Origin of the sequence: Clostridium sp. AM42-4 (assembly GCF_003480105.1) — a bacterium.
Classification (GTDB): domain Bacteria; phylum Bacillota; class Clostridia; order Lachnospirales; family Lachnospiraceae; genus Brotaphodocola.
This window is the reverse complement of record NZ_QUIK01000006.1, coordinates 88,604-112,088: the sequence shown is the minus strand read 5'-3', so window position 1 is coordinate 112,088 and position 23,485 is coordinate 88,604. Positions and strand designations below refer to the sequence as shown.

The 23,485-nt window shown below is 41.6% G+C and carries 25 protein-coding genes and 1 pseudogene; 24 read left to right on the top strand and 2 right to left on the bottom strand.

The annotated features are described in order from the left end of the window. Positions 1-2 precede the first annotated feature (2 nt). The 9 genes from DW922_RS06485 to DW922_RS06445 all read left to right on the top strand — a co-directional run bounded on the left by DW922_RS06485 (position 3) and on the right by DW922_RS06445 (position 7,877). Complete coding sequence (locus tag DW922_RS06485; RefSeq protein WP_118726143.1) at positions 3-1,793, top strand: Mov34/MPN/PAD-1 family protein; 1,791 nt, start codon at positions 3-5, stop codon at positions 1,791-1,793. A gap of 16 nt (positions 1,794-1,809) precedes the next feature. Continuing rightward, entirely contained in the window at positions 1,810-2,268 is a 459-nt protein-coding gene (locus tag DW922_RS06480) for a hypothetical protein (RefSeq protein WP_118726142.1), read from the top strand. Next, positions 2,258-3,679, top strand: coding sequence for a ThiF family adenylyltransferase (locus DW922_RS06475; protein WP_118562748.1), 1,422 nt, complete (start codon positions 2,258-2,260; stop codon positions 3,677-3,679). The genes DW922_RS06480 and DW922_RS06475 overlap by 11 nt, the downstream gene beginning before the upstream one ends. Continuing rightward, positions 3,663-4,364, top strand: a complete 702-nt coding sequence (locus DW922_RS06470) for a hypothetical protein (RefSeq protein ID WP_118562747.1) — start codon at positions 3,663-3,665, stop codon at positions 4,362-4,364. The genes DW922_RS06475 and DW922_RS06470 overlap by 17 nt, the downstream gene beginning before the upstream one ends. Further along, complete coding sequence (locus tag DW922_RS06465; RefSeq protein WP_118726141.1) at positions 4,358-4,843, top strand: hypothetical protein; 486 nt, start codon at positions 4,358-4,360, stop codon at positions 4,841-4,843. Before DW922_RS06470 ends, DW922_RS06465 begins: the two co-directional genes overlap by 7 nt. A 65-nt stretch (positions 4,844-4,908) precedes the next feature. Then, positions 4,909-5,610: a hypothetical protein gene (locus DW922_RS06460; protein WP_147353367.1), complete on the top strand. Its 702-nt coding sequence runs from the start codon at positions 4,909-4,911 to the stop codon at positions 5,608-5,610. 65 nt (positions 5,611-5,675) lie between these two features. Further along, a complete protein-coding gene (locus DW922_RS06455) occupies positions 5,676-6,596 on the top strand; it encodes a hypothetical protein (protein ID WP_147353366.1) in 921 nt (306 codons plus the stop codon). A 264-nt stretch (positions 6,597-6,860) separates the two neighbouring features. After that, positions 6,861-7,181 (top strand): helix-turn-helix transcriptional regulator, encoded by a 321-nt coding sequence (locus DW922_RS06450; protein ID WP_118585018.1) that lies wholly within the window; start codon positions 6,861-6,863, stop codon positions 7,179-7,181. 198 nt (positions 7,182-7,379) lie between these two features. Beyond that, positions 7,380-7,877, top strand: coding sequence for an isochorismatase family cysteine hydrolase (locus DW922_RS06445; protein ID WP_347560275.1), 498 nt, complete (start codon positions 7,380-7,382; stop codon positions 7,875-7,877). Between the two features lie 184 nt (positions 7,878-8,061). On the opposite strand, the gene DW922_RS06440 is transcribed toward DW922_RS06445, so the two are convergent. Next, the gene (locus DW922_RS06440) at positions 8,062-8,481 is read right to left on the bottom strand and encodes a hypothetical protein (RefSeq protein WP_207664688.1); all 420 of its coding nucleotides are present in this window, start codon (positions 8,479-8,481) and stop codon (positions 8,062-8,064) included. A gap of 135 nt (positions 8,482-8,616) precedes the next feature. Between DW922_RS06440 and DW922_RS17975 the strand changes: the two genes are divergently transcribed. The 13 genes and pseudogenes from DW922_RS17975 to DW922_RS06365 all read left to right on the top strand — a co-directional run bounded on the left by DW922_RS17975 (position 8,617) and on the right by DW922_RS06365 (position 20,126). Further along, positions 8,617-8,937, top strand: a complete 321-nt coding sequence (locus DW922_RS17975; RefSeq protein ID WP_118585022.1) for a hypothetical protein — start codon at positions 8,617-8,619, stop codon at positions 8,935-8,937. Positions 8,938-8,949: 12 nt separating this feature from the next. After that, positions 8,950-9,354, top strand: a pseudogene (locus DW922_RS17970) (flavodoxin); the annotation flags it as partial. Then, the gene (locus tag DW922_RS06425) at positions 9,347-10,027 is read left to right on the top strand and encodes a DUF4405 domain-containing protein (RefSeq protein WP_182436825.1); all 681 of its coding nucleotides are present in this window, start codon (positions 9,347-9,349) and stop codon (positions 10,025-10,027) included. The pseudogene DW922_RS17970 and the gene DW922_RS06425, both read left to right, overlap by 8 nt. Before the next feature lie 420 nt (positions 10,028-10,447). Continuing rightward, positions 10,448-11,353, top strand: a complete 906-nt coding sequence (locus DW922_RS06420; RefSeq protein WP_118726139.1) for a lysozyme inhibitor LprI family protein — start codon at positions 10,448-10,450, stop codon at positions 11,351-11,353. A gap of 73 nt (positions 11,354-11,426) precedes the next feature. Next, on the top strand, positions 11,427-12,740 hold the full coding sequence (locus DW922_RS06415; protein ID WP_118726138.1) for a DUF2812 domain-containing protein: 1,314 nt from the start codon (positions 11,427-11,429) through the stop codon (positions 12,738-12,740). A gap of 29 nt (positions 12,741-12,769) precedes the next feature. Next, the gene (locus tag DW922_RS06410; protein ID WP_118542865.1) at positions 12,770-13,012 is read left to right on the top strand and encodes an LPXTG cell wall anchor domain-containing protein; all 243 of its coding nucleotides are present in this window, start codon (positions 12,770-12,772) and stop codon (positions 13,010-13,012) included. 56 nt (positions 13,013-13,068) lie between these two features. Beyond that, entirely contained in the window at positions 13,069-14,454 is a 1,386-nt protein-coding gene (locus DW922_RS06405) for a hypothetical protein (protein WP_118726137.1), read from the top strand. A 513-nt stretch (positions 14,455-14,967) separates the two neighbouring features. After that, complete coding sequence (locus tag DW922_RS06395; protein WP_118542867.1) at positions 14,968-15,246, top strand: helix-turn-helix domain-containing protein; 279 nt, start codon at positions 14,968-14,970, stop codon at positions 15,244-15,246. Continuing rightward, a complete protein-coding gene (locus DW922_RS06390) occupies positions 15,176-16,366 on the top strand; it encodes a type II toxin-antitoxin system HipA family toxin (RefSeq protein ID WP_347560273.1) in 1,191 nt (396 codons plus the stop codon). Before DW922_RS06395 ends, DW922_RS06390 begins: the two co-directional genes overlap by 71 nt. Before the next feature lie 428 nt (positions 16,367-16,794). Next, positions 16,795-17,277: a YaiI/YqxD family protein gene (locus DW922_RS06385; RefSeq protein ID WP_118585038.1), complete on the top strand. Its 483-nt coding sequence runs from the start codon at positions 16,795-16,797 to the stop codon at positions 17,275-17,277. Beyond that, entirely contained in the window at positions 17,274-18,248 is a 975-nt protein-coding gene (locus DW922_RS06380; RefSeq protein ID WP_118562936.1) for a 3'-5' exonuclease, read from the top strand. The genes DW922_RS06385 and DW922_RS06380 overlap by 4 nt, the downstream gene beginning before the upstream one ends. 356 nt (positions 18,249-18,604) lie before the next feature. After that, positions 18,605-19,045 (top strand): IS200/IS605 family transposase, encoded by a 441-nt coding sequence (gene tnpA / locus DW922_RS06370; RefSeq protein WP_118562934.1) that lies wholly within the window; start codon positions 18,605-18,607, stop codon positions 19,043-19,045. Next, positions 18,945-20,126: an RNA-guided endonuclease TnpB family protein gene (locus DW922_RS06365; protein ID WP_347560272.1), complete on the top strand. Its 1,182-nt coding sequence runs from the start codon at positions 18,945-18,947 to the stop codon at positions 20,124-20,126. Before tnpA ends, DW922_RS06365 begins: the two co-directional genes overlap by 101 nt. Positions 20,127-20,427: 301 nt before the next feature. Here the strand turns inward: DW922_RS06365 and DW922_RS06360 are convergent, their stop codons facing one another. Continuing rightward, the gene (locus DW922_RS06360) at positions 20,428-21,492 is read right to left on the bottom strand and encodes a tyrosine-type recombinase/integrase (RefSeq protein ID WP_118726135.1); all 1,065 of its coding nucleotides are present in this window, start codon (positions 21,490-21,492) and stop codon (positions 20,428-20,430) included. 406 nt (positions 21,493-21,898) lie between these two features. Between DW922_RS06360 and DW922_RS06350 the strand changes: the two genes are divergently transcribed. Together DW922_RS06350 and DW922_RS06345 are read left to right on the top strand one after the other, a co-directional pair. Beyond that, positions 21,899-23,008 (top strand): hypothetical protein, encoded by a 1,110-nt coding sequence (locus tag DW922_RS06350; RefSeq protein WP_118726134.1) that lies wholly within the window; start codon positions 21,899-21,901, stop codon positions 23,006-23,008. A gap of 48 nt (positions 23,009-23,056) precedes the next feature. After that, positions 23,057-23,365, top strand: coding sequence for a hypothetical protein (locus tag DW922_RS06345; protein WP_118562481.1), 309 nt, complete (start codon positions 23,057-23,059; stop codon positions 23,363-23,365). Positions 23,366-23,485: the final 120 nt, after the last annotated feature.

Genomic DNA, 23,485 nt, shown 5'->3' with positions numbered 1-23,485 from the left:
TTATGCAGATGAGTTTTTTTGATTTTGAGGAATTTAATGAGCTGAAGGCTGAGGCAAAGAAGAAAGAGGCACCGAGAAAGAAGAAGGAAGAAAAGCAGAAGAAAAAATCTGCGCCGAAAACGGTTTACAAGCTGCCCCTTACGTTAAAGAGTATTGCTGGTGATCTGGTGATGACGGAGGGAACGGGAACAGAGGAAGAAGTGAAGCAGTTTCTGGCAGAGCAGGGCCCATTCTTTGCAATCTGTGATGTTTCAAAGAAAGAGGATGCATATTTGTGCCGCCCAAAGAACCATGAAGGAGTGGAAAAAGGAACCATCACGGTTGACGGAATGCAGGTGTTCTTTGGGGCAGAAGCAGTGGATGTTACGGCATTAACAGGTGAGGTGGATCTTACAAATCTGTTTGAGTATGTGTTAAAGAGCAAGGGGCTTAGCGGATTAAAGCTTACTTTGTTTAAAAACGAAAACAATGTTGTGCTCCTTCCGGCAGAATCTTCTGCAATCACCGTACCATTTGAAGATACAGAAGAGATCAGGGTGCTGAAGGCAGGAGAAGAGCTTACCATTGGAATCAGCGAAGAAGCAGAGACACTTGAAGAACAGCTCAAGGAACTTGAGGGTTATGGATCCTTATATGATCTGTACCCGTGTGGCGAAAAATACTATCTTGGCCCGAAGTATGCTGGTGTATCCAGTGCCAGTACGGTTAAAGTGACCAAGTATGCCATTGACGGAGTTAAGTTATCCCTGATGTTTACCTCATATGACTTATCTTCAGAGGATTTTGGCGGTAAAAAGTCCGTCACGGAAGAGGATCTGCTGAATTTCCTGGATGCAAAAGGACATCTGGAATACCGGCTGGCAGGTGCAGTATTTACCTGGCTCGGAAAAGATAAGAACATTCTGTATGTGGGAACAAAGGGCAGCAAAAAAGGTGCGGATGATAAGGAAACATTGGATAAAATGCAGCTTTCTATCGGAAGACAGCGGGTGATGTATCAGGGAGAAATCTATGAAATTCTGAACCATCCATGCTTTTACTGCGGAAGTTCATTGGAAAGTGACCAGAAACTCTTTATCTGGAAACTTGAAAAAGTGGATATTTCTTATTGGTTAGCTATATCACAGTTTTTTTGCGAAAACTGTGACAGCGAAGTAGCTGTGCATCTTTTTTATGATCCAACAAGAAACAACTTTAAGTGGTTTGTGCCCTTTCAGCAGGTATATCATGCATCCGTTGAAGCAGAACGGGAGCCTTATTTAGAGTGTTATGAAGTTTCAGGATTGGTAAAGGTTGGAGAATTTCATTCCCATGGCAGGATCCCGGCCTTTTTCTCTGCCACAGATGATGAGGATGAAACATTTCCTGGACTTTACGGCGTGGTATCCTGCGGCGATGACAGGAAAGTTTATCGTGCCGTACTAGGGGCAGATAAACAGATTTTTCTCACAGAAGAACAGATGAAAACCGTTGTGTATGATTCCGATGAGGATCGGCTGTCCTGGGTTTTGGGCTGGTTTCATCAGGTCTACAACAAGAGCATCGGAAATGGAAGCCACTATATTGTGCTGGTGGGGCAGGAAAAGACAAAGGCCATTTATGTTCCATCGTATGAAATGGCACGATTTTTTGAAGGTATTTTCCATGTATATTCCATTGACCGCGGCCTGCGAAAAGATTACTGTCCGCAGGATCATCATTTTCTGATCTCAGCAGAGGAGCTTACCTGGAGAAAAGGAGATCCTTTGCTGTGTGGATGTGGTTATGCTGATCAGTTGGTCGCATTATTATAATCGGAGAGGTATGTTTATGATAGAAAAATTGGAGGAGTATGGCCGGTTTCTGTTTGGCTGGGCATTCCGGGCGATGCAGAGCGAAATGACAATGCAGGAATCCCTGAATGCAAAGTCAGAGAGAGCCTATCTTACAGGAACAGAAATCGCACTGTTAGAGGATAGCAGTCTTTTTATCATTGGAATTGGTATTCTGGTGCTTATGGAAGCCTTTTTCGTTGTGGTTATTATATCCTTATTGCTGCATGGTGTGATGAAGCTGATCAGACTATGTTTGGCGAAGGGGTATAGCTGTCTCACAAGGAAAAAGAGATCCCGGCAGCGTGCAGCGGCCAGGAGGATCCAAAAGCGCCAGGAAGCGCTTCTTTTACAATACGTTCTGGAATCTGAAGAAAGGACAAAAGAGATGCCGGATGTGTTAAAACTGCCAGAATTTATGGTAAACAGGGAAAGGAGAAACAAACATGCGTATTAATCTGCATGTAATTGTGATAGGAGCTGGCTTGACCGGCTCCTTCTTTTTAAAGGAAATGATTGCGTATCTTCATATGAAACAGGAAAATTTGATCCGGACGGATATTACGGTTTTTGATCCTGGTTCAATCGGTAAAGAGGACCTTGGCGCAGTCTATATCCGGGAGGATCTTGGCCAGAACAGGGCACTTTTATTATCAGAACTTTTGAAAGAACAGTATGACTATGAGGTAATGGCTGTTCCGGGAGATTTTTCTGTAGACAGTCCAGTACTACAGATTTCCAAACGGGATTATGTTTTTATGATTGATTGCAGCGATGGGAGTATTCCCGGAGACTACCGAATGGAATGGAAAAAACTGTCTGCGAAAAGAAAACTGTATCTGAAATTCGGAGATGCAGAGCTGTATGTGGATGACGGAAGCGGAGAGAAACTATTTTTTTCAAATACGGAAGAGAAAAGCGAAGATTTTGTCTGGAAGCATTTGGAAAGAATGTTTTTGGTGAACCTTGCTATGTCAAAGATTGTGGCTGTCTATGAAGAAGGACAGATTGAATGCGGGACATTTTGTGTGAATGAAAAAATGGCCCAAATAGGACCACAGCTTCATAACGACCAGAAGCTGGATCTTTCTCTGGGCCGGAAATCAACCGAAGTTTATCATTATCAACTGGTTGTGGTAGGCACTGGTGGGACCGGTTCTTATTATCTGAAGGAATTAGGGGCGATCCTTTCATCCTTAACGAAGGAGGAACGCAACTCCTATGCATTGTCCATAATCGATGGAGACCGGGTGGAGCAGAAGAACCTTGACCGTCAGAATTTCCTGAAAGATGATGTTGGCCAGCATAAGGCAATGGTACTGGCACAAGCTCTTAGAGACCATTATGGGATCGAAGTAAGAGCATATCCAATGTACATTGACTCCGCAGAGCAGTTAAAAGTGGTCTTTAAACAGATGTCAGGAGCGTATTATAGACGCACGGTCCCGATCCTGATTGGGTCAGTTGATAATCACCGGGCCAGACAGGAAATGGAAAAATGGTTCCGTCAGACACCTACTGGTATCTGGATCGATGCGGCAAATGAATTTCACACTGGCGAGGTTGTAGCTGCAGTCAAAAAGAATGGAAAGATGCTGTCGCCTTCCAGGCCGTATTATTTCCCGGAAATCATGCGAAGCCGGGAAAAACGGGCAAGTGAATTAAGCTGTGGGGTGATCAACCAGTCTTCACCGCAGCATCGGATTACCAATATGGCTGCGGCGATGCTGGCTTTATCAGCTACTCTCGGAATTTTAAGAAACGGGTTCCTTCCATATAAAATAGTTTATTTTGATGTGTTTAAGGGAAATGTTATTCCGGTAAATGCGGGGGCAGAAAGGGGAATATTTTTTGAAGATAGTGAATAAAGAGCGTTATCAGCAGCTCTTCGATCATCCGGAAGAACTGCGTAAGATCATTGCCTATGCAAAGCGTCTGATGCAGTATGAAAAATGCTTTGATTATTCTTTTCGGGATAACTGCATGAAGATGGAACTTTTACAGGTAGCGGTACAACGCATCCTGCAGGAATATGGGATTGAAGTGGGGGAAGTTTATGATTTATCGATCGAATGGATTGAGTCAGACGATGAAGATGACTTCATCAGTGAAAATGAAGAAGTACTCTTTTGTGTAGAAACTCCATATCCTGGAATTATTGGATTCACTGATGTAGTTTCTGCCAGTGAGGATGATACAGAAACCTTGGAACTTTTTCCAGAAGAAGTAAGAGCAGAGCTGAAGGAATATCTGGGGGAATGTGGAACGATGGTACTTACTTTGGACGTTGTGGAGCAGGTAATAAGCTGGTACGAAAAAAGTAAGGATCGGAGACTTTGTGAAATTGCATTTGAAGCATATGATCTGTTTTGCCGGTCTTTAAGTGTTTCGTATTCGGCTGGGACAGACTTTATTCAGATTGCTGATCATTCCTACTGGTTATATAATCCAGAAGAGAACACTGGCTGGGAGGACATGTTTCCAGTATCCCCGGTATGTGACCTATGCGGGATTGTTCTTTATGTGTTAGGAAAGGCAGGAGGAGTATGCTAAATCTGAGCAATTATAAGGAACACTTTTGTGAATACATATTGTTCCGGTACGCATGGGAGAATGAATTTGCGGAAGAACCGTTTCCAGAAAATTTATACGAATATTATGACAGTTTTGCAAAAGCTTATCGGTATCTGATTGAAAAAATAGGATACCAGGTTGTTTTCTGTGGAGTGACAACATCTGCAGAACAGATCCTGGAACCTATTCTTGCAAAATGCAGAATGAATTATGAACAGTATCATAATTTACTGAAACTTTATGATCAGGATGAACCATACCTTATGCTAGTGCTTCAAGATAACCAGCAGACCGATCAAAGAGGCTTAAATGTATTTGGCAATGTGTTTAATGGAGGCGGTCTTTACATTTCCTATGGTACATACAAAGATAATGTGCCGGCCTGGAAAACATGTCTGTTTGCTGCGAAATTGGAAATGTGTTATCGGCTAAAGGAGGAGCGCTTGTGGAAGTATTAAAACAGGTGATCCGGCTCATGAAAAGGATAGAAGGTGCATTCTGTCCGTGGAGTTATCTGGATCAGATGGACTATTTTCAACAGGGTGGTTGCAACGAAGAAGAGGCATATGCGTATGCAAATTCCAATATGGGCAGATCTGCCAGGTATTATCCACATTATCAGATGTGGGTCAGCCATTTAGTAAACCGGCTGATCAAAGCAGGTATTATAACTTGTGAGTATGAGACGGCAGAACTAAGAATGGAGGATGTACCGGTTGAAAATCTTCTATGTATTGTCAGTGATGAATGCTCTAGGGGATTGGAAGTGGCAGATGGCCAGAGGAAAAGAACGATTGATGCCATTATGAAGGCATTAGGGTTTGAATTATTAGAAGTTGCTGAATTGGAGAATCTGGATCATATATTGTCCAGGGGTCAGAAGGCGGCATTTTACAGAGCATTTGATGAATTCCGATGCGATTTTTATGGAGAAGAGCGAGAGTTTGTCATTGTACTCATAAAAGGAGAAAATGCACCGCTTCTTTCTGAAACGGATATTTTCATGGAACTGGATTATTTTGTGATTTCATTTGAAGATTTTTTCATTATGATATATCCTTCAGAAACTGGATTTTGCGATGGATACGTGGAAATCACATATGGGATTGGCTTCTTGTCATGGAATCTTATCCCATTATTACAGATGCTGTATGGAAAGTTAAGTGGAAATGTCGAAGAATTTTTCAAACATTCTGTCATGGAACAGGAAGCGCAGCCATTATAGCGTAATCAATGAGGGAACGGATTCGCTTCATTGAGTACGAATTACTAAGAAAGTGGGTGGAGAAAATGGTGAAAATTGTATATGGAACGGAACCATACCGCATTGATCATGAGGTACGGAAATTAACGGAAAATACGGCATATTATGTGCAGATATTTGATGCCATGGATGGAGTGAAAGAATTTCTGCAGAGCATTTCATTCTTTGGTGTACCATGTGCCATTTATAAGGTGGAGGATGTGAAAAAAGAGAGGAAGGAACTCTTGTATCTTATGGAAGAGTGTCCGGAAAGTTCCTGTTTGATCATTCGGACGGAAAAGCCTGACAACAGCAAGGACTGGAATGCATGGAAAAGTAAGCATGGCATATGTTGTGATAAGCTGAATGGAAAGTCTTATCAATGTTGGATCCAAAAAGCTTTTCAGTCCTTAGATTGTCCAATACCGGAGCCGATGCTACGATATTTTATCGACAGGAGCGCTTATGCATACCAGGAACGCAGAGACGGGAAAGATGAGACGATAGATCTTTACCAGATAGCTATTTTCATTAAACAGATTGCATTTGCGTCCATGGATACTGGAGTGAGCAAAGAGACGATTGACCAGGTTGTTCCTGCAGCAGTGGGGAAAAGCTGGGAATTGGCATCAAAGCTTTTACTGGATCCTATGGAAGGTATGAAGCTTGCGGTGGAGTTGTTCGATCATGGGAATAATAGCCTTAAGCTTTATGGGCTGCTTCTTCGGAATTACCGGGTTGCGAAAAAAGCGTTATTGTTGTCAGATATGAAGGAAAATGAAATTTTAAAGCTTTTAGGCCTTACGGAAAAGCAGATGCGGGGAATACGGGCCTATCGGAAGTTACCGGAAGAGCGATTGGATACGGTAATGTCGATATTGATAGAGGCAATGAACAGAACGAAAATTTCTTTTGGAAACGAGAGAAATCTGTTTATCCAGACTATGGCAAAATTGATTATATTATAAAAGGAAGAAACCCAGACAGAGATCAGTGATGATCGTGCCTGGGTTTTTAATTGTCATGTTTTCAGGAGTCGGATTGCCCATACTTCCCAATAGATATACCTTCATTTGAAAAAATGCTGTGTATTGCTATTGATAATATGAATTAAAAATATATATTGATAATAAAAATATTAGAATTGCAATATATTAAATGCAAATTGATAATTTTATAACCAACGCCATCTTCAAATTCATACTAAAATAATTGAAACGGGAGGTGGGAAAATGGCCAATGCGCAGCAAGAGGATTTTGTTCGTAGACGGATTACGGAATTGAGACTAAGCAAAAACATTTCTGAGCACAAAATGAGTCTGGATTTGGATAAAAGTGGATCATATATACGTGGCATAACTAGCGGAGCGGCCTTACCGTCTCTGAAAGAACTGTTTAAAATAATTGCCTATTTAGATATGACGCCGGCAGAGTTTTTCGCACCACTGGATGATGGAGATACCACATACAGAAAAGTGTGCGAAAAATTACGGACTATGAATGAATCGGATATTGAAAAGATTAATACTTTTATAGGGTGGATTGAAAAGTAGAAATTGCTTGAAACTTGAGAGGGATGCTTTAGGGGCATCCTCTTTTTTCTTTTGCTAATTGGAAATCGGTAGTATAATGGAGGAAACCGTATTCGGGGTGTTGCAGATTTTCATCAGAAGTCGAAATGTTCTGATTATAGCAGGGTAATACATAATTTAGGAAAACGGGAGGAAAGAGGAATAGGTAAGGTTTTGATCGTGATCGACATGCAGAACGATTTTGTGACAGGAACTCTTGGCAATCAGGAAGCGCAGGCAATTGTTCCAAATGTGCAGGCAAAAGTAAAAGAGTATGCGGACCGCGGGGATCGGATAATTTTTACCAGGGATACCCATGAGGAGAATTATCTGGACACGCCGGAGGGGAAAAAGTTACCAGTGAAGCACTGCATCAATGGAACGGAAGGCTGGCAGATCGTGCCGGAGCTGGAAGTGGAAAACTGCGAATATGTAGACAAACCGACCTTTGGCTGGCTTAACTGGGAGGGCTTTGAATCAAACGATGAGATTGAACTGGTTGGAGTTTACACGGATATATGCGTGGTCTCCAATGCGTTGATCCTGAAAGCTAAGTATCCGGAGGCGATAATTTCAGTGGATGTAAGCTGCTGCGACGGAGTTACACCAGAAAAGCAAGCTGCTGCGCTGGAAACGATGAAGAGCTGCCAGATTGATGTGTATAGACAGGAACAGTAAAAGGGAGTACATGGAAAATTTATAGTGGTTCTTTGCCAGAAAGTATTCTATAATAATCTTGTATAGGCATTTTGCTCCCCGCCGAAAGGCACAAAAAAATTATGTGTATGCAATCATTTAGAAGGCTCTTTCTCAGGTTAAAATTTAGAAACAGTGCTGAGAAAGCGTTTTTGAAATTATATTTCTATTTATTTTCAAATATATCGTCATAGATTTGAATGATGTTCCGCTCAATATTAACGCCATGCAAAAAGCTGAAAGGAATATGGTGGGATTGGATTGTTTGCATGAATTTATAATAATTGCTGTGGCCAAGTGTATCCGTAAAGAGGATAACCCGTTCTGCCTTTAAAATGGACATATTATCTACGGCGCTTGATACGGATGCGCTGACAAATTTCCAGTTTAGGAACTCCTGTCGAAGCTTTTTAACCCAGTTTTCATTACCACCCACAATCGTGATCCGTTTCGCTACAATTGCTTTTTTCATTTCTGAAATCGGAATATTTACAGTAGGAGAAGCGTCCTCAGTGCTGTTGTAAACAAATTCCCGCAGAGCCGTGAGTGATTTTGAGATAGCATTTGCAGGATGGACACATTGCAATTCCAGGCTCTCATAACGAAAAGCATATTCAGGAAAATTTTGATATTTTTGATTTTGAACTTACACCGGATGAAATGGAACAAATTGCTTCTTTGGATAAAAATGAGCGCCTGGGCGATTGGTAAAGGAGACACTATGAAACGATTTTTGATATTTATTCTATCGAGTATTATGGTATTGGCACTCACAGCTTGCGGAAATAGTTCTTCGGCAGAAATTGTTTCAGAAGGTGAAACAAGGACATCTAATAATAAGGATATACAAACGGAACCAGCAGTTCCGGCAAACAGTACGCAGCAGAACACTTTACAAGCGGATGACACCGCACAATCTGAAAAAATAGAAGGAGGCAGCAATATGTTAGTAGCTTATTTTTCTCTTGACGGTGAGCAGTACGGTGTTGGTGTAGTAGAGGAAGGAAACACCAGCATTATCGCTCGCATGATTGCGGAGTAAACAGGAGCCGATTTATTTGAAATCAAACCGGAAACACCATATCCGACCACCTATCAGGGGCTTCTGGATGTATCCCGACAGGAAATGGCAGACAATTCCCGCCCGAAAATTGCCGACACGGTGGACAATATGGATAATTATGACACGCTTTTTATCGGCTATCCCAACTGGTGGGGCGATATGCCAATGATCGTTTACAATTTTTTGGAGAGATATAATCTGTCGGGCAAGACCATTGTTCCGTTTTGCACCCACGGCGGCAGTGGGCTTTCCAATACGGAATCTACGATTGCCGATATTACAGAAGGCAAAATGAAAGACGGTTTCGCAATTCCCGGCACGACTGCCCAGAATGACCGTGATACAGCCAGAAACAATGTGACGGACTGGCTCAGAGAGGATGGATTTATTGAATAAAAAGTTGAGAATTGCCGTAGACAGTGGAATGGTTTTGCTTTTGCCTTTGCTGATGGCATATTCTCTGGTGGGAGAAACCGCCCATGAATATCTCGGCATTGGAATGTCTCTACTTTTCGTTGCCCATCATATTTTGAATGTTGCATGGTGGAAACATCTGCTGCGTGGAAAGTACACACCACTCCGTATTTTAGGAACAGCGATAGACTTGGCACTGGTAGTTATTATGCTGGCTTTGCCAATCAGCGGCATGATTCTATCCCGTTATGTATTTCGTTTTCTGCATCTTGGTGGAGCAGCCACAGCAAGGACAGTGCATCTACTGGCTTCCTATTGGGGATTGGTGCTAATGAGCTTCCACGCCGGTATGCACGGCAATAGGATAATGGAAGTATTCCGAAAAATCACTACTACACAGCAAACCTCTAAAATCAGGACTTGGAGTTTGCGAATGATAATAGTGTTGTTAGCAATCTGCGGTCTTTATACTTATATCAAAAACAAAATCGGATTATATCTATTTTTGAGGACACAATTTGTATTCGTTGATTTTTCGCAACCGGTAGTGTGGTCACTTATAGATTATTTGCTTGTGAGCATTTTATTTATAGTTCTGGGATATGTTTGTACTTACCTTATATGTCTTAAGCATATCCATAAATATAACCACTGACAATTGTCGGTGGCTCAGACTGTAGAGAAAATAGCTCTTTTATTAATGCTATTTTTTTATAAATCGATCATACAAGTACAGCGCCACAATGATTGCCGGAGCATAGACAAAAATATTTACAATAGCCTGAATGAGAATACCACCGAGATAAGTTGATATAAAACCAAATGCCATTTTTCGTTTGCACCGTCCTTCCCTGTTTGGTAAAAAAGAGAATATCTAATGTATCTTTAATGTTATAGAATCCTTTATGCATTGTCAATCTGCTTTCATCAATCTTATATTATTTATAAAAATATGTAAGAAAATGGTAAGCCCATTGTTCTTGTCAGACAGGAATATTCCTATCTATAATAATGGCAGAAAGAGTATTGCTGGCTATATCTGTAATTGTTCATGGAAAGAGAAGTGGGGAAATTTATGAGAAAATGGATTTGCATCTTGTTGGCAGCAGGAATTGCAGCTGGCCTTATGAGTGGCTGCAGCAGAAATGTGGGAACGCAGGAATCGGCAGTGTGGCAGGTACTTGAAACCGAAATTCTGGCAGAGAAAGCAGATGCATCAGGAGAGGTGGATTTCACGCATGATTATTCGGAAGAGATCAAAGCGGATATTGAAGATGTGGTATCGAAGTCGGAATCTCTGCAGAAAGAGCTGGAACAGATCAATACGATCATTCAGAAGTTTACTCCATTGGCAGAGAAAGCAGAAACGCAGGGAGAAATGAATGCATCTTCCAGATGGTTTTATGTGATCTGGGATACGGAGCTCAATAATCTCTGGAGCAGATTTATGAATTTGGCTGACCAGAAGACAAAGGAGAGCGTTCTTGCAGAACAGAGAAACTGGGTAGCCATGAAGGAAGAAGCAACATTGCTGAGTATCGGAAGCAGCGAAGAAAATGGCAGCATTTATCCTCTCCTTCAGAATTCTTTTCTGGAAGAAATTACGAAAAACAGAGCCTGTATTCTTGCCAGTAAGCTGGCTGGGATAAAAGGAGAAGATTTCATGCTGCCGGACAGATCAAACAAATACGGCCTGTTTGTTGATAATCAGGGGACAGGAAATGTATATAGCGCATTGGTAACCAGGGAGGGATTGAACGGAGAGAATGAAGCGGTCATTTCGGTATACCGGATAGGAGAAACAAGAGGAACCTTTACGGATCATGGAAATGGAGAACTGGCCTTCGCATCGGATGATGGAAATGTACGGGGAATCATTCATATTGACGGGTGGAAGGGGGCAAGTTTTCATGTTACGGAAGTGACTGGTAACTCCGCTTTCACCGTTGGGGAAGAACTGGAATTTCCGTTCGCATTCTGATGAGGATGAAGTACATAGATAAATTCCTGCATGGAGCATTTCGGCATAGCTGTCCCGGAAAGGAGATGACCATATGAAGCAGAAAAAACGGATCTGGTGGACGTTCAATTTATGGGAAGCAGATGCATTTCAGCAATATCTGGAAGAAATGGCGCTGCAGGGCTGGTTCCTGGAAAACGTCGGCGGTTCTGTCATGAAATTTTACAGGGCACAGCCGGAAAAAAGAAGATACGCGGCGCTTCTGGTTCCGGGAAGCTCTTCCCTTACCGGCGCGGACAGCTGGAAGGCAGAACAGTTTCACAAGGAGTGCCAGGAAGCAGGATGGGATTTTCAATGCAGCGGAACTTACTGGCAGATATTTTATACCACCGATGAAAGCGTGAAGCTGACCGGAGATATGACGGAAGAGAGGCAGTTCCTGATTCAGAAATCTCTTTTCTGGAACGGGTCTGCGAAAATTTCCTATCCTGTACTGGTAGTATTAAGTTTGTGGTCGTTATACAGCAATCTGCAGAATCCGGGAAAAATGTTTGCGGATCCCGTGGCGCTTATGCTAAATCCCCTGCTGCTTGGAATCTGCATTTCCTGGACGGTAACCTATGCGCGGCTGTTTCGATGGAACTGTGGGAATACAATGGCTATAAAAGAAGGCAGGCCGTTTCCGAGAATGAATCTGCAGCGGAAGGTAAGCTTTAAAAAGCGTATCATTCTATTAGATGAAATCCTGATTCTGGCAGTTCTGGCGCTGGCATTTTCTTCTTCCATGAGAGCCCTGGCCGGAACCATGCTTTCTTCCATTCTCATTGTAGTGATTTCCCTGTTTGTAAGGAACCTGCTCAGAAATAACGGCAGCGGAAATGCCCGGGATGACTGGATGTCATATGCGGTTGGCGTTGGTGTGCTTTGCATGATTCTGATTCCCTTGTGTAATGCGGCAGCAACTCACTTTCTGGGAGCAGATGAACCGGATACCGGGAGAAAACATACGGTATTCGCTAGCTATCAGGCAAATGATGTTCAGATGAGCAGTTCTGGAAAGTCAGTAGGCGTTACCGTATATACCAGTCCCATTTCCTGGATCATTGCGAAAACCAGCAAATGCTATCCAAAGGATATGACAAAGTGGTGGGATCAGATGGAACTGGAACTTCCGGCAGAGCTGGGGGAACTTCCCGAGGGGACAGAAGTGTCCTGGTGCCGGTACATGGTCCGCAAAGATGGGGCTGAGCCTGTTTCGGAAGAAAATTTCTATCAGGATGAGCCGACTCTTGATGAAGTGATATTAAAAGACAGAAATCGTCTGGTTGTGCTGGATTATGGCGGTGGTATGAATCTTACCGACATGAAAGAAGCGGTAGACGTTTTTTATCAGGGGCAAACAGAGTAAATGCAAATGGTGCAAAGGAGATTATATTCATGAAAAAAGTATTCGGAATCGGAAGCTGTATGGTCGGAATAGTACTGGTTATTTCTGGTGCTGTGATGAAGCTGAAAGGACAAACAGCGGTTACTGTCATTGGAGGCGCAGACGGTCCTACCGCTGTGTTTGTTGCCGGAAAACTGAATGGTGATTTCTCTATCATACTGATTCTGATCGGAATTGTATTGTTGGCTGTAGCAGCAATTGTTTATTGGAAGAAAAATGGCGGAAATTCATAAGAAAAGCAGCTCGCATGGTATTGGCAGCAGGAACGGTGTGAAAAGGGGGCGATTACATGGAAGAGAGTTTCTGGAAACAGACGTATGAGAAGATTCTGATTGGAATGGGTCTCTTTGGGATTACATTGAAATTTCTCTTTCTCAATCAGATTCTCCCCTTCATTGGCGCCCTTTTGCTGTTTACAGGATTTCGAAAACTGAGATCAGAAAACCGCTGGCTGAAAGCCGGATATGCAGGCGCCGCGCTCGAAGTTGTGATTACCATTGTGACAATTGTGCTTGGAAGTGTGCTCGAACGAGAGAAAATCTATGCTTTGTACGCATGGAAAGGAATTGATTTCTGTGGCGGAATCCTGCCGGTCGTGCTGATGATTTGTCTTTTCCTTGGAATGCGTGAGGAGTTGGAACAGCGTGATGAAAAAATAAAAAGTGAAGTTCTGCTCCATATCATCATCTGGTATGCGGTGGTGACGGTGCTTGCGATTCAGGAATATGAGGGCTGGATTCTTGGTTTTGTAATCGTTGCTGCATACATTGGAATCCTTGTAGAGTTAAAGAATATAGCAGAAAAACTGGAAGAGGCCGGATATGTACTGGAAGAACATTCGGTGCGGATTTCAGACAGTAGATGTGCAGCAGGAGCAGCAATTCTGACTGCGGCAGGTCTGTTCGTCAGCTATACATGTTTTGGTGCTTATCATATGGAGTGGACAACTGCAAATGAAACCCAGGATCCGGCATGTGAAGAAACCAAAGCACATCTGTTATCCCTTGGTTTTCCGGAAGATATCTTGCATGACTTAAAGAAAGAAGATATTCTGGCGTGCAAAAATGCCAGACAGGTTCTGCTGAATCAAAGCGATGATTCGCTGCGGGGCAGGGATGGGCAGTTGCAGCTTGACGGCTTGGCAGTAGAACTGGAACAGGAAGGCCAGTGGAAGGTGATCCATCATTTCTTATGGAATGGAAATCCGGGCTTTCGCGGGACAGAAGCAGTACAGATCAATCCGGCATATCAGGAAATGAACGGGGGCTGGACCTCCCAGGGTAAACTTACCGGTCAGGTCCTTTACGATAAGGATGAAACTTCTTACACCGCAGATTATAAAATCTTGCAGGACGAAAATTACGATACCGGCATGAATGCTTTCTTTTACGGAAGTCAACAGAATGCCAGCATTTTCGCGGAATTTTCCTTGCCGCGGAGTGGGGAAAACTGTCGCGGATACGTGGCCTATGAAATCAAGGCAAAGGAAAGTGACTGGTGGATTGATTCCTGGCTAAATTATACCCATCAAAAGACCATCTGGCAGTATCCGGTCATCTCAGCAGCCCAGAACAGAAGACAGGGCGGCTGGCTGGACGAGCGTGTGTTCAGTACTGTGCAGGATGCGCTGCAGGTGCTTCCAGAGGGGGAAAATGAAGGCTCTATCGGTTCATAAACTCGAAAAATTGGATGTTATTGGGAGAAATATTATGACTGGGAATATGATAGGGTTTGTTATATGGGCGATGGTTGGCGTTATTATCATTAGTCTTGGAATAAGAGCATATCTTTCAGGAAAAGTGGCTGACTTTTAGGCAAACATAAAATCTATATCTGTAAATGATATAATGGGCTACAATCATGCGGTTGGTAAGCTGTTTGTTATTTATGGAGCAATATTGATTGCATTGGGATTACCGCTGCTTTCAGGACAGAATTCTCCATTTATTTTACTGTCAGTATTGGGAGTAATGATAGAAACAATAGTAATCATGGTGGTTTACAGTTTGTGTATTGAAAGAAAGTATAGAGAACAATAGTTTTTGCTCGTTCAATTTTATTCTGTATAATCTGTTGTTATTTAAAAATAAAAATGCTAAAATAAAAGTAGTTAAGATATTATCTAAAATAGTATAAATTAAGCTATTTTGGATAATATATTATTTGTAAATAAAGGCGGTGAAAACGAATGGAACAACTGATATGGGAAACAGCGGAAGAATTGGATCAGAAGCTGGCACAAAGGGTAAGAAACATCCGAAAACGGCGTTCCATTTCCCAGGAAAAATTATCCTCTATGAGTGGTGTAAGCTATGGCTCTATCAAAAGATTTGAAGCTACCGGACAGATCTCCCTGATCTCACTGACCAAGATTGCTATGGCCTTGGATATTGCAGATGAGCTTAGGAGTATTTTTACACAGGTGCCATATAAGAATATTCAGGAGGTTATTAATGAAACCAAATAATGCATTGCAGGTTCTCTACGATGAAAGGCTCGTTGGAACGCTGGCGATGACTGCAGACCATAAAGCGGCATTTCAATATAGCGAAGAATGGCTTGAACATGGATTCCCGATCAGTCCATTTTCTCTTCCACTGAAAAGGCAGGTTTTTGTTCCAAACAAAGACTATTTTGATGGACTTTTTGGAGTATTTGCGGACAGTTTACCAGACAACTGGGGAAGATTATTGTTGAACCGACTACTGCGCGCCCATGGACAAAATCCGGATAAACTTACAGTTTTGGAGCGGCTGGCTATCGTTGGAAAATCAGGAATGGGGGCGCTTACCTATTATCCAGAAAAGGAAATGCAGGAAAAACAGGGCCATAGTAATCTGGATGAACTTGCGGAGCAATGTCAGAAGCTGTTGAATACAGAGTATTCTGATAAACTGGATGAGCTATATCGCCTGGGAGGTACCAGCGGTGGAGCTAGACCCAAAATTATGACAACTATTGAGGGGGAAGAGTGGATCATTAAATTTCCGGCCCATGTAGATGGAAGAAATGCTGGAAAGATGGAATATGATTATTCCTGCTGTGCCAGACAATGTGGTATTGCCATGAGTAAGGCCAGATTATTTCCATCAGACAAATGCGAAGGGTATTTTGGAACAAAACGATTTGACAGAATGATGGATAATGGCAGTCAAAAACGAATCCATATGTTAACCGCCGCTGCTCTTTTGGAATTAGATTTCGAACAGCCAAGTCTGGATTACCACAGTTTGATGAAGCTGACGAAAATTTTAACCAGGGATCATCCAGAAGATGTGAACAATATGTTCCGCAGGATGTGCTTTAATGTGTTCGCTCATAACCGAGATGATCATTCTAAAAATTTTACGTATCTATACCATGAGGCAGAGGATTGCTGGCGGTTGAGTCCTGCATACGATCTCACTTACAGCAATACCTATTACGGAGAACATACAACCACAGTGGATGGAAATGGGCGCAATCCAGGAGAAAAGGAGATTCTGGCAGTTGGCATTGCCGCTGGGATGGCGAGAGCGGAATGCAGGAGAATTATGAACCAGATCAAGGATTGTGTGAACCAGATGCTGGGACAGTATCTTTCTTAGAAAAATGGAGTACAATTGCAACTTAAGGAAGTATCGCAAATATTTTTCACCCCATATGGCCATTTCATAATAAATCTTGATGAATTGTAAAATATCTATAATTTAACTTAATTTTAAAGCTGCATTGCCGCCATCAAATGGCGGCAATTGTATTTTTCTCCTGTTCGGAATCATTGCGCAGATAGCTGGGAGCAGGATGGTGTAGTTTAATGGATTCTGCCACGTCAACGGCCAGACGATTTGGACGTTGTTGTTGCTGATCTCATGAACTGTCACCGACTTGCTTTTTCGCAAGGAAATCAGTTATTGGTCAGGCTGAGAAGTCAGCAACATTTATTTGTTATTGAGTGCCGGGTTATACCTATTTTTCGTGTGTATGATATACTTGTGGTATAATCCATATACTAAACAAGATAAAGGGTGGTACTATGCAGATTTTTGTTGATGCAGATGCTTGTCCGGTGGTTTCCATTGTGGAAGCAGTTGCGAAAAAATATAGGGTGGCGGTAACGCTGCTATGCGATACAAACCATGTATTGTATTCTGATTATAGTGAGGTAGTGGTTGTTGGAGCCGGCACGGATGCCGTAGATTATAAGCTGATCAGCATTTGTCATAAAGGAGATATCGTGGTATCGCAGGATTATGGAGTAGCAGCTATGGCTCTTGGCAAAGGGGCTTATGCAATTCATCAGTCAGGCAAGTGGTATACAAATGAAAATATTGACCAGATGCTGATGGAACGGCACTTGAACAAAAAAGCGCGGCGGAGCAGCCATAAAAATCATATAAAGGGGCCGAGAAAGCGCACTGATGCAGATGATGAAAGATTTTTTCAGTCTGTGGAAAAAATGGTATTAATGGCTATGAAAAACTGTTCGGAAGATACAGAGAGAGGGCAGAACGCGTGAATGAGAAATATCAGCTTTATTATTATTGGAATCATGGCATCTGCGATCAGTGTGGAGCACCAATACTGATTTTAAATGAGGCATTAAGTTACGAGGGCAATGATCAGCAGGAATTACAGGCTTTTTTGGATGAGCATGCGGAGTGCAAGTATTTTTCTAATATAGATGAACAGAAAAATTTTGAAGAAATTGGCGGCTGTAAAAAGTTGGAAGAAACATATAATTACAAATCGCCATATTGGGCCATGCGATCTGTAGGAAGCAAATCCCTGCTGGGGCAGTTTTGCGGCAGCGCGTGCAGAGAAAAATGGATCCGGGAAAGAGAGGCCGATCATTTAAAAATTTATACATACTTCTGGGAATTGCGAGAGTATGCACTGAAAGTAGCCCCAGAACCATGTGATAATCCATCTGGAATTGTTGTGTTTGATCTGGAGACTACGGGGTTGAACAGTAACGATAATGAAATTTTACAGATCAGTGCGGTTGATGGAAACGGGGATTTACTTCTTAATGAGTATGTCCGACCAGAGCTGATCAGGTCATGGCCAGACGCGGAACGGGTGAATGGTATTACACCAGAGAGGGTAAGAAAATGTAAGACCATCAGAGAACTGATAGGGAAGATAAAGGGCGTTTTTGCATCAGGGAAAACATGGATCGCGTATAATTGTGATTTCGATCTCGGATTTTTATTTTTTGTAGGTATTGAACCAGGTACGAATACCGAATTAGAAGATGTGATGTATGATTTTGCCGAAATTTGTGGGAATTATGATAAGCGCTACGGAACCCGACGATGGCAGACGTTAGAAGCGGCCGCCGCACATTTTGGGTATAACTATAAAGCGCATGATTCCTTGGAAGACGCAAGAGCCACACTGTATATTAGGAATAGAATTAAGCGGGAAAAAGAAATATTAGATGAATTGACTGCTCCATATCAGACGGTGAAAGGAGAACAGATTTAGGCAAAATGATACCTTACTTACAGTGTGAAAATGATACCTCATTTATATCGGAAACAACCCCAAATTTTTCTGCTATCCAAGATGGGTGAAAAATTTGGGGTTTGGTCATTCAAAATGTGCAATAAAATCAAGCGGATTACTGGACTTTTAACTAAACACTGCAAGAATTCCCCCATCCTCTTTAGGGGGTGGGATGAATTGCCTGCTTTTGATTTCTGATATTGCAATAACTGGCATGATTCTATATTGCACATAGCTGCGCGGATAAAGAGAACTTACGTTCGATAAAACATGGACATATAGAAAAATATATGGTACAATATAATCAGTCGAGATAATAGGGAAGGCTGATTATTATGAGAAAATTGGATAGCAATGCACACTCAGTATTTTTATTATATTACCATTTGATTCTGGTTATAAAATACCGAAAAAAGGTTTTGAATGATCCGATTTCAAATCGGGCGAGAGAAATATTTGAGCATATTGCTCCGAACTATCACATTACTCTGGAAGAATGGAATCATGATCAGGACCATGTGCATATCATGTTCCGTGCTCATCCCAAATCAGAACTGAGTAAGTTCATCAATGCATATAAAAGCGCAAGCAGCCGCCTGATTAAAAAGGAGTATCCGGAAGTCCGGCAAAAGCTCTGGAAAGAAACATTCTGGAGCCAGAGTTTTTGTCTGCTGAGTGCTGGCGGTGCCCCAATTGAGGTCATCCGTCAGTACATTGAAACACAGGGAGAGGGTAAAAGTGAACACCGTGTACCGTTTTCGGATTTATCCGAATAAAGCACAAAGGGAATTATTTGCAAAAACGTTTGGCTGCGTTCGTCTTGTTTATAACCGGATGCTTGCTGAGAAAAAAGCGCATTATGAGAAAACCGGGAAGAACTTAAGCTTGACACCAGCCAGGTATAAATCGGAGTTTCCATGGTTAAAGGAAGTAGACAGTCTGGCACTGTGTAATGCGCAGCTGCATTTGCAGACTGCATACAAAAATTTCTTTCGTGATGCCTCAGTTGGGTTTCCGAAATTCAAATCAAAAAAGAAATCTGTGAAAAGTTATACAACCAATTATGTGAATGGAAACATCGTCTTACAAAATGGAAAACTGAAACTTCCAAAAGCTGGCTGGGTCCGAATCAGACAACATCGGAAGATTGATGAATGTTACCAGCTGAAAGGTGCAACAATTAGTCAGGAAGCAGATGAACGATATTACGTTGCTCTGTTATATTCCTGCGAGGAACCGGTGCATGAAACCAGGAAAGCAGAAACCGCAATTGGTCTTGATTTTTCCATGAAGGAGTTGTATGTAGATTTCAATGGAAATCATGCAGCATATCCTCATTTTTTTCAAAAAGCCCGGCAGAAGCTGGCAAGGGAGCAGCGTAGACTGAGCCGCTGTGAACAGGGGAGCAACCGTTATAAAAAACAAAAGAAGAAAGTGGCACGAATTCATACCCGTATCGCACACCAGCGAAAGGATTTTTTGCATAAAGAATCAAAGAAGATAGCCAATTCCTACGATATCGTGTGCATCGAAAATCTGAATATGAAAGAGATGAGCCAGGATATGCATTTGGGAAAGAGTGTTCATGACAATAGCTGGGGAATGTTTACTGATTTTCTGACATATAAAATGGAACGTGCAGGTAAGAAACTGATCCGCATTGATCGCTGGTATCCCAGTTCCAAAACATGCAGCTGCTGTGGAAAGGTAAAAGAAGATTTGCAGCTGAGCGATCGCATTTATGAGTGTGTATGCGGAAATCGAATGGATCGGGACGAAAACGCAGCAATCAATATATGCAGAGAAGGGATTCGAATATCCGGAATGATGCTTGATATAGAAAAGAAAATTTTCTGATCTTTGCAGCAAAAATTCCAACAATATCATTCTGATAAAACCGTGGGACACACGGGGATAGCTCGCTTATGCTTTGCCCTATCGGGCAATCGAACGAGAAGCCCCCACTTCAAGCGTTAGCTAAGTGGTGGGAGCATGTCACTGAGGAAAATGATACCTGATCTATGTAGTAGGGTATCATTTTTCCCAAAATTGAATAGTGAATTATATGGTGCAGAAAAATATGAAATATTGGGGATAGATTATGCGGAGAGCAGCTATATCTCGGAGCTGCCCTTAATGCAAATGGCGGATTTGGAAATTATAAGATACCTATTTCTTCCATTTCGTTGCATAATTCTTCGAACGTACCGGTAACATAGTTTTTTGTGGTGCTGATATCGGAATGTCCTAAAATATTTGAGAGCATGACCAAATCATGCGTCTTGTCATAAAAGGATTTGGCGAAAAAGTGGCGAAGTGCATGGGGATGTGCCTTCCTTTTATCAATGCCAGCATTGGCAGCAATGGTCTGGAGCATATTATAAATATTTTGCCGTTCCAATGGTTTTTTATTTTTATCAGTGAAAATAGGGCCAGATGGGATGTTTTTTTCAATGACATAATCATTAAGCATTTTCTGAAGTTCCCGGATTAAAGGAACTTTTCTGTTTTTATTCTTATTTCTAATTGTGATTTCCTGTTGCTGTATGGATTCAACGGTAATAAACTGCAATTCTGAAACACGGATACCAGTTTGTCCGAAGGCGCGGATCATAAGGTTAACCTTTCTTTTTTGAGGGCGACTGCTTTCTTCCAGGAGTTTATGGTAATCTTCCGGGGTAAGAATAGCATAGGTAGCTTTTAATTCTTTCTTTTGAACTTTTTCTAATTGAACAAAACAATCAGCGCGATCCAAAAAGGTCAAAAAAGAATGAATGGAACACAATTTTGAATTTACCGTGGAAACGGCATAGTTTTGTTTTAATAGATATTTTTTATAATCTAGGCATTGTTCTTTCGAAATTTCTGCACTGGATAAAAAAGTTATGAAGCCAGTTACATCAGAAATGTATTTGCTAATTGTATTCTTGGACCGCTCATTTGCTATTAAAAAATCCTGATAAGGTTTCAAATTATCTGGAGAGAAAGAGGGCGTGTCAGTAATGGTATCAGAATTTGTTCTGTCACAGCAATCCAGAGGATCAGCTGCAAAATTCGGGCTTTCTAAGTGGGGCAGAATATCTGGTGTATTCGTTAATTCTGTATAAATGCTGCCAAGTAAGGACTTCAGCATATCGAGATCTTTTTCTTTAAATTCTGCTTTTATATAGTGCAATAAGGTTTTTTTTATATCAACAGTAGTGGAACCGACTGTATTCATCATATTACTCCATTCATACGCTTTCCGTTTTATTGGATAGTTCGATTATATAGCGAACGTGCGTTTGATGTCAAAGAAAACAAAAGCAAAACTTCTTGTTCAGAAAATAAATGAATGGAAGTTTTGCTTTTGTTTTGCTTTTATAATGGTCGTTTTTTGGGGAAAATGCCCAAACCTAATATGGTATTTTATAATGGAATATCAAAATAATGACATAATTCGATTTATGACATTATTTTACAATTATTTTTTCTTAAAAACAACGTGGATTCAAGTTTTTGACTGTGATACTATTAATAATTTTATTAAATTTTAAATATTGTTGATTAAATTACTAAAATTGTTGCTATTTTTGGACCTACATGGTTTCATAAATCGAATTATGTAGAAAGTAGGGGGAAATGTGGCATTGGAACATGATACACAGGTGTTGGCAAAGCAGATTTTGGAAGATTTGAAGCCGGAATTGGTTCTTCCATCTCCTTATTCTGTATGGGATCCCGGCAAAATGAAATTTGAGGTCGCGGGCGTTACAAATCCGCAGTCATTGGCGGAAATGCAGGCGTTATTGGTAAAGAAAGCATTTACCGTTTCTGATATGTATATTTTACGTGTGATCCGAATGCTTGGGCATGCGGATCTGCTATCAATTTGTACAGTGCTGATGGCAGAACGTGAAAAGGAAGAACGAAAAGCTAAGGAAGAAAATCGGCCGATACGTTGTATTCCAAAGTTGGATCGACGATCCCTGAAAGAACGCCTTGATACGTTAGCAATGAGTGGTTTGGTTATTGTTGAAAAGTTTCAGATCAACGAAACTGTATACGCATATTTGAAGAGTGCAAAATCGGAAGCACATCAGACCAGGCAGATGTATTCTCTTACTGCCCATGCAACATACGCTTTTCGGACCATGCTGGAGGCAGATCAGCAATTAAGGTTTGATTCAAAAACAATATGGCTTAATGAAATGACAAAAATGGAGCGGGCTAATGCGGGGTTACTTGCGGCGGTTTTTTTGAAGCAGAAGTATATGTCAAAATATATATTTTCTTATCGCCTGAAAAATGTGAAGGGTATAGATGAGTTGCCAGCAATTATTGATTTTAAGAAAGAAGGTGTTATGCCCACTCGTCTGGTAATCTTTGCAGTCAATTTTTATACGAATGAGAGGATCGTAACCGAAAAAGATCATTCATATTATATAAATTCAAAGGTTAGAGGCTTTTGTACGGCGCTGCGTGCGGTAATCCATGAGACTACAGGAAATGGATCTACGTTTGCGGCCATCATATGCGAGGATGCTAAAGGCATACAAAAAGTAATTTCAATGATACAGAGTATTGATGAGCCGCTGATGAAGCATTGCATTTTTACGACAGGAACGGTATTGATATCACGGAGCGCACTTTCAAAAGCAGATGTCTTACCAGGATGTTTTGTAGAGCCGGTATTCAATTCAGAGAAGGCCCGGTGGCAGATCGTTGGGGCGACAGGTTTTTATTTCCTGGAAGCATAAGAAGGGAGGGAGTGGACTGCCTGGCAGCAGACTTAGGCAGGAAAATTTATGGCAAAAATAATGAAGGACACGGCGCAGGAACAGGCTCTTTTGGAAGTGGCTGACCTGCTTCAGCAGCTTAAAATATTGGATAACAGTACAAAAAATCCAGAATCTTCGCTGAGCTGTACCTATCGTGTTGGCGGTGGAAGAATGCAGCGCCTTCCAATTTCAGAAAACTATCTGGTTAGTATGATTGCAACGGTTCAAACTGATCTGCAGAAGAAAATAAATAACCTCTGTAAAAAATATCGCATTGAACTGGAAGCGGATGAATCGGCATTGATGGGGACGGGAATTGGAGATGATATTGAGTAAATTATCTTGTTATAGTTTACGGTTTCGACTGCTGCAGCTGACATGAAGAAAGATCACAAGGGATGATCTTTGACAGTTAGAAAAGCAGAAAAGACCGTATGGTAGAGAATTCATTATGTC

Excerpts from the sequence above, each read along its gene's own strand:
- DW922_RS06485 (WP_118726143.1), top strand. The coding sequence starts at position 3 with ATGCAGATGAGTTTTTTTGATTTTGAGGAATTTAATGAGCTGAAGGCT.
- DW922_RS06480 (WP_118726142.1), top strand. The coding sequence starts at position 1,810 with ATGATAGAAAAATTGGAGGAGTATGGCCGGTTTCTGTTTGGCTGGGCA.
- DW922_RS06475 (WP_118562748.1), top strand. The coding sequence starts at position 2,258 with ATGCGTATTAATCTGCATGTAATTGTGATAGGAGCTGGCTTGACCGGC.
- DW922_RS06465 (WP_118726141.1), top strand. The coding sequence starts at position 4,358 with ATGCTAAATCTGAGCAATTATAAGGAACACTTTTGTGAATACATATTG.
- DW922_RS06460 (WP_147353367.1), top strand. The coding sequence starts at position 4,909 with ATGGACTATTTTCAACAGGGTGGTTGCAACGAAGAAGAGGCATATGCG.
- DW922_RS06455 (WP_147353366.1), top strand. The coding sequence starts at position 5,676 with ATGGTGAAAATTGTATATGGAACGGAACCATACCGCATTGATCATGAG.
- DW922_RS06450 (WP_118585018.1), top strand. The coding sequence starts at position 6,861 with ATGGCCAATGCGCAGCAAGAGGATTTTGTTCGTAGACGGATTACGGAA.
- DW922_RS17975 (WP_118585022.1), top strand. The coding sequence starts at position 8,617 with ATGAAACGATTTTTGATATTTATTCTATCGAGTATTATGGTATTGGCA.
- DW922_RS06420 (WP_118726139.1), top strand. The coding sequence starts at position 10,448 with ATGAGAAAATGGATTTGCATCTTGTTGGCAGCAGGAATTGCAGCTGGC.
- DW922_RS06415 (WP_118726138.1), top strand. The coding sequence starts at position 11,427 with ATGAAGCAGAAAAAACGGATCTGGTGGACGTTCAATTTATGGGAAGCA.
- DW922_RS06410 (WP_118542865.1), top strand. The coding sequence starts at position 12,770 with ATGAAAAAAGTATTCGGAATCGGAAGCTGTATGGTCGGAATAGTACTG.
- DW922_RS06405 (WP_118726137.1), top strand. The coding sequence starts at position 13,069 with ATGGAAGAGAGTTTCTGGAAACAGACGTATGAGAAGATTCTGATTGGA.
- DW922_RS06395 (WP_118542867.1), top strand. The coding sequence starts at position 14,968 with ATGGAACAACTGATATGGGAAACAGCGGAAGAATTGGATCAGAAGCTG.
- DW922_RS06390 (WP_347560273.1), top strand. The coding sequence starts at position 15,176 with ATGAGCTTAGGAGTATTTTTACACAGGTGCCATATAAGAATATTCAGG.
- DW922_RS06385 (WP_118585038.1), top strand. The coding sequence starts at position 16,795 with ATGCAGATTTTTGTTGATGCAGATGCTTGTCCGGTGGTTTCCATTGTG.
- tnpA (WP_118562934.1), top strand. The coding sequence starts at position 18,605 with ATGAGAAAATTGGATAGCAATGCACACTCAGTATTTTTATTATATTAC.
- DW922_RS06360 (WP_118726135.1), bottom strand. The coding sequence starts at position 21,492 with ATGATGAATACAGTCGGTTCCACTACTGTTGATATAAAAAAAACCTTA.
- DW922_RS06345 (WP_118562481.1), top strand. The coding sequence starts at position 23,057 with ATGGCAAAAATAATGAAGGACACGGCGCAGGAACAGGCTCTTTTGGAA.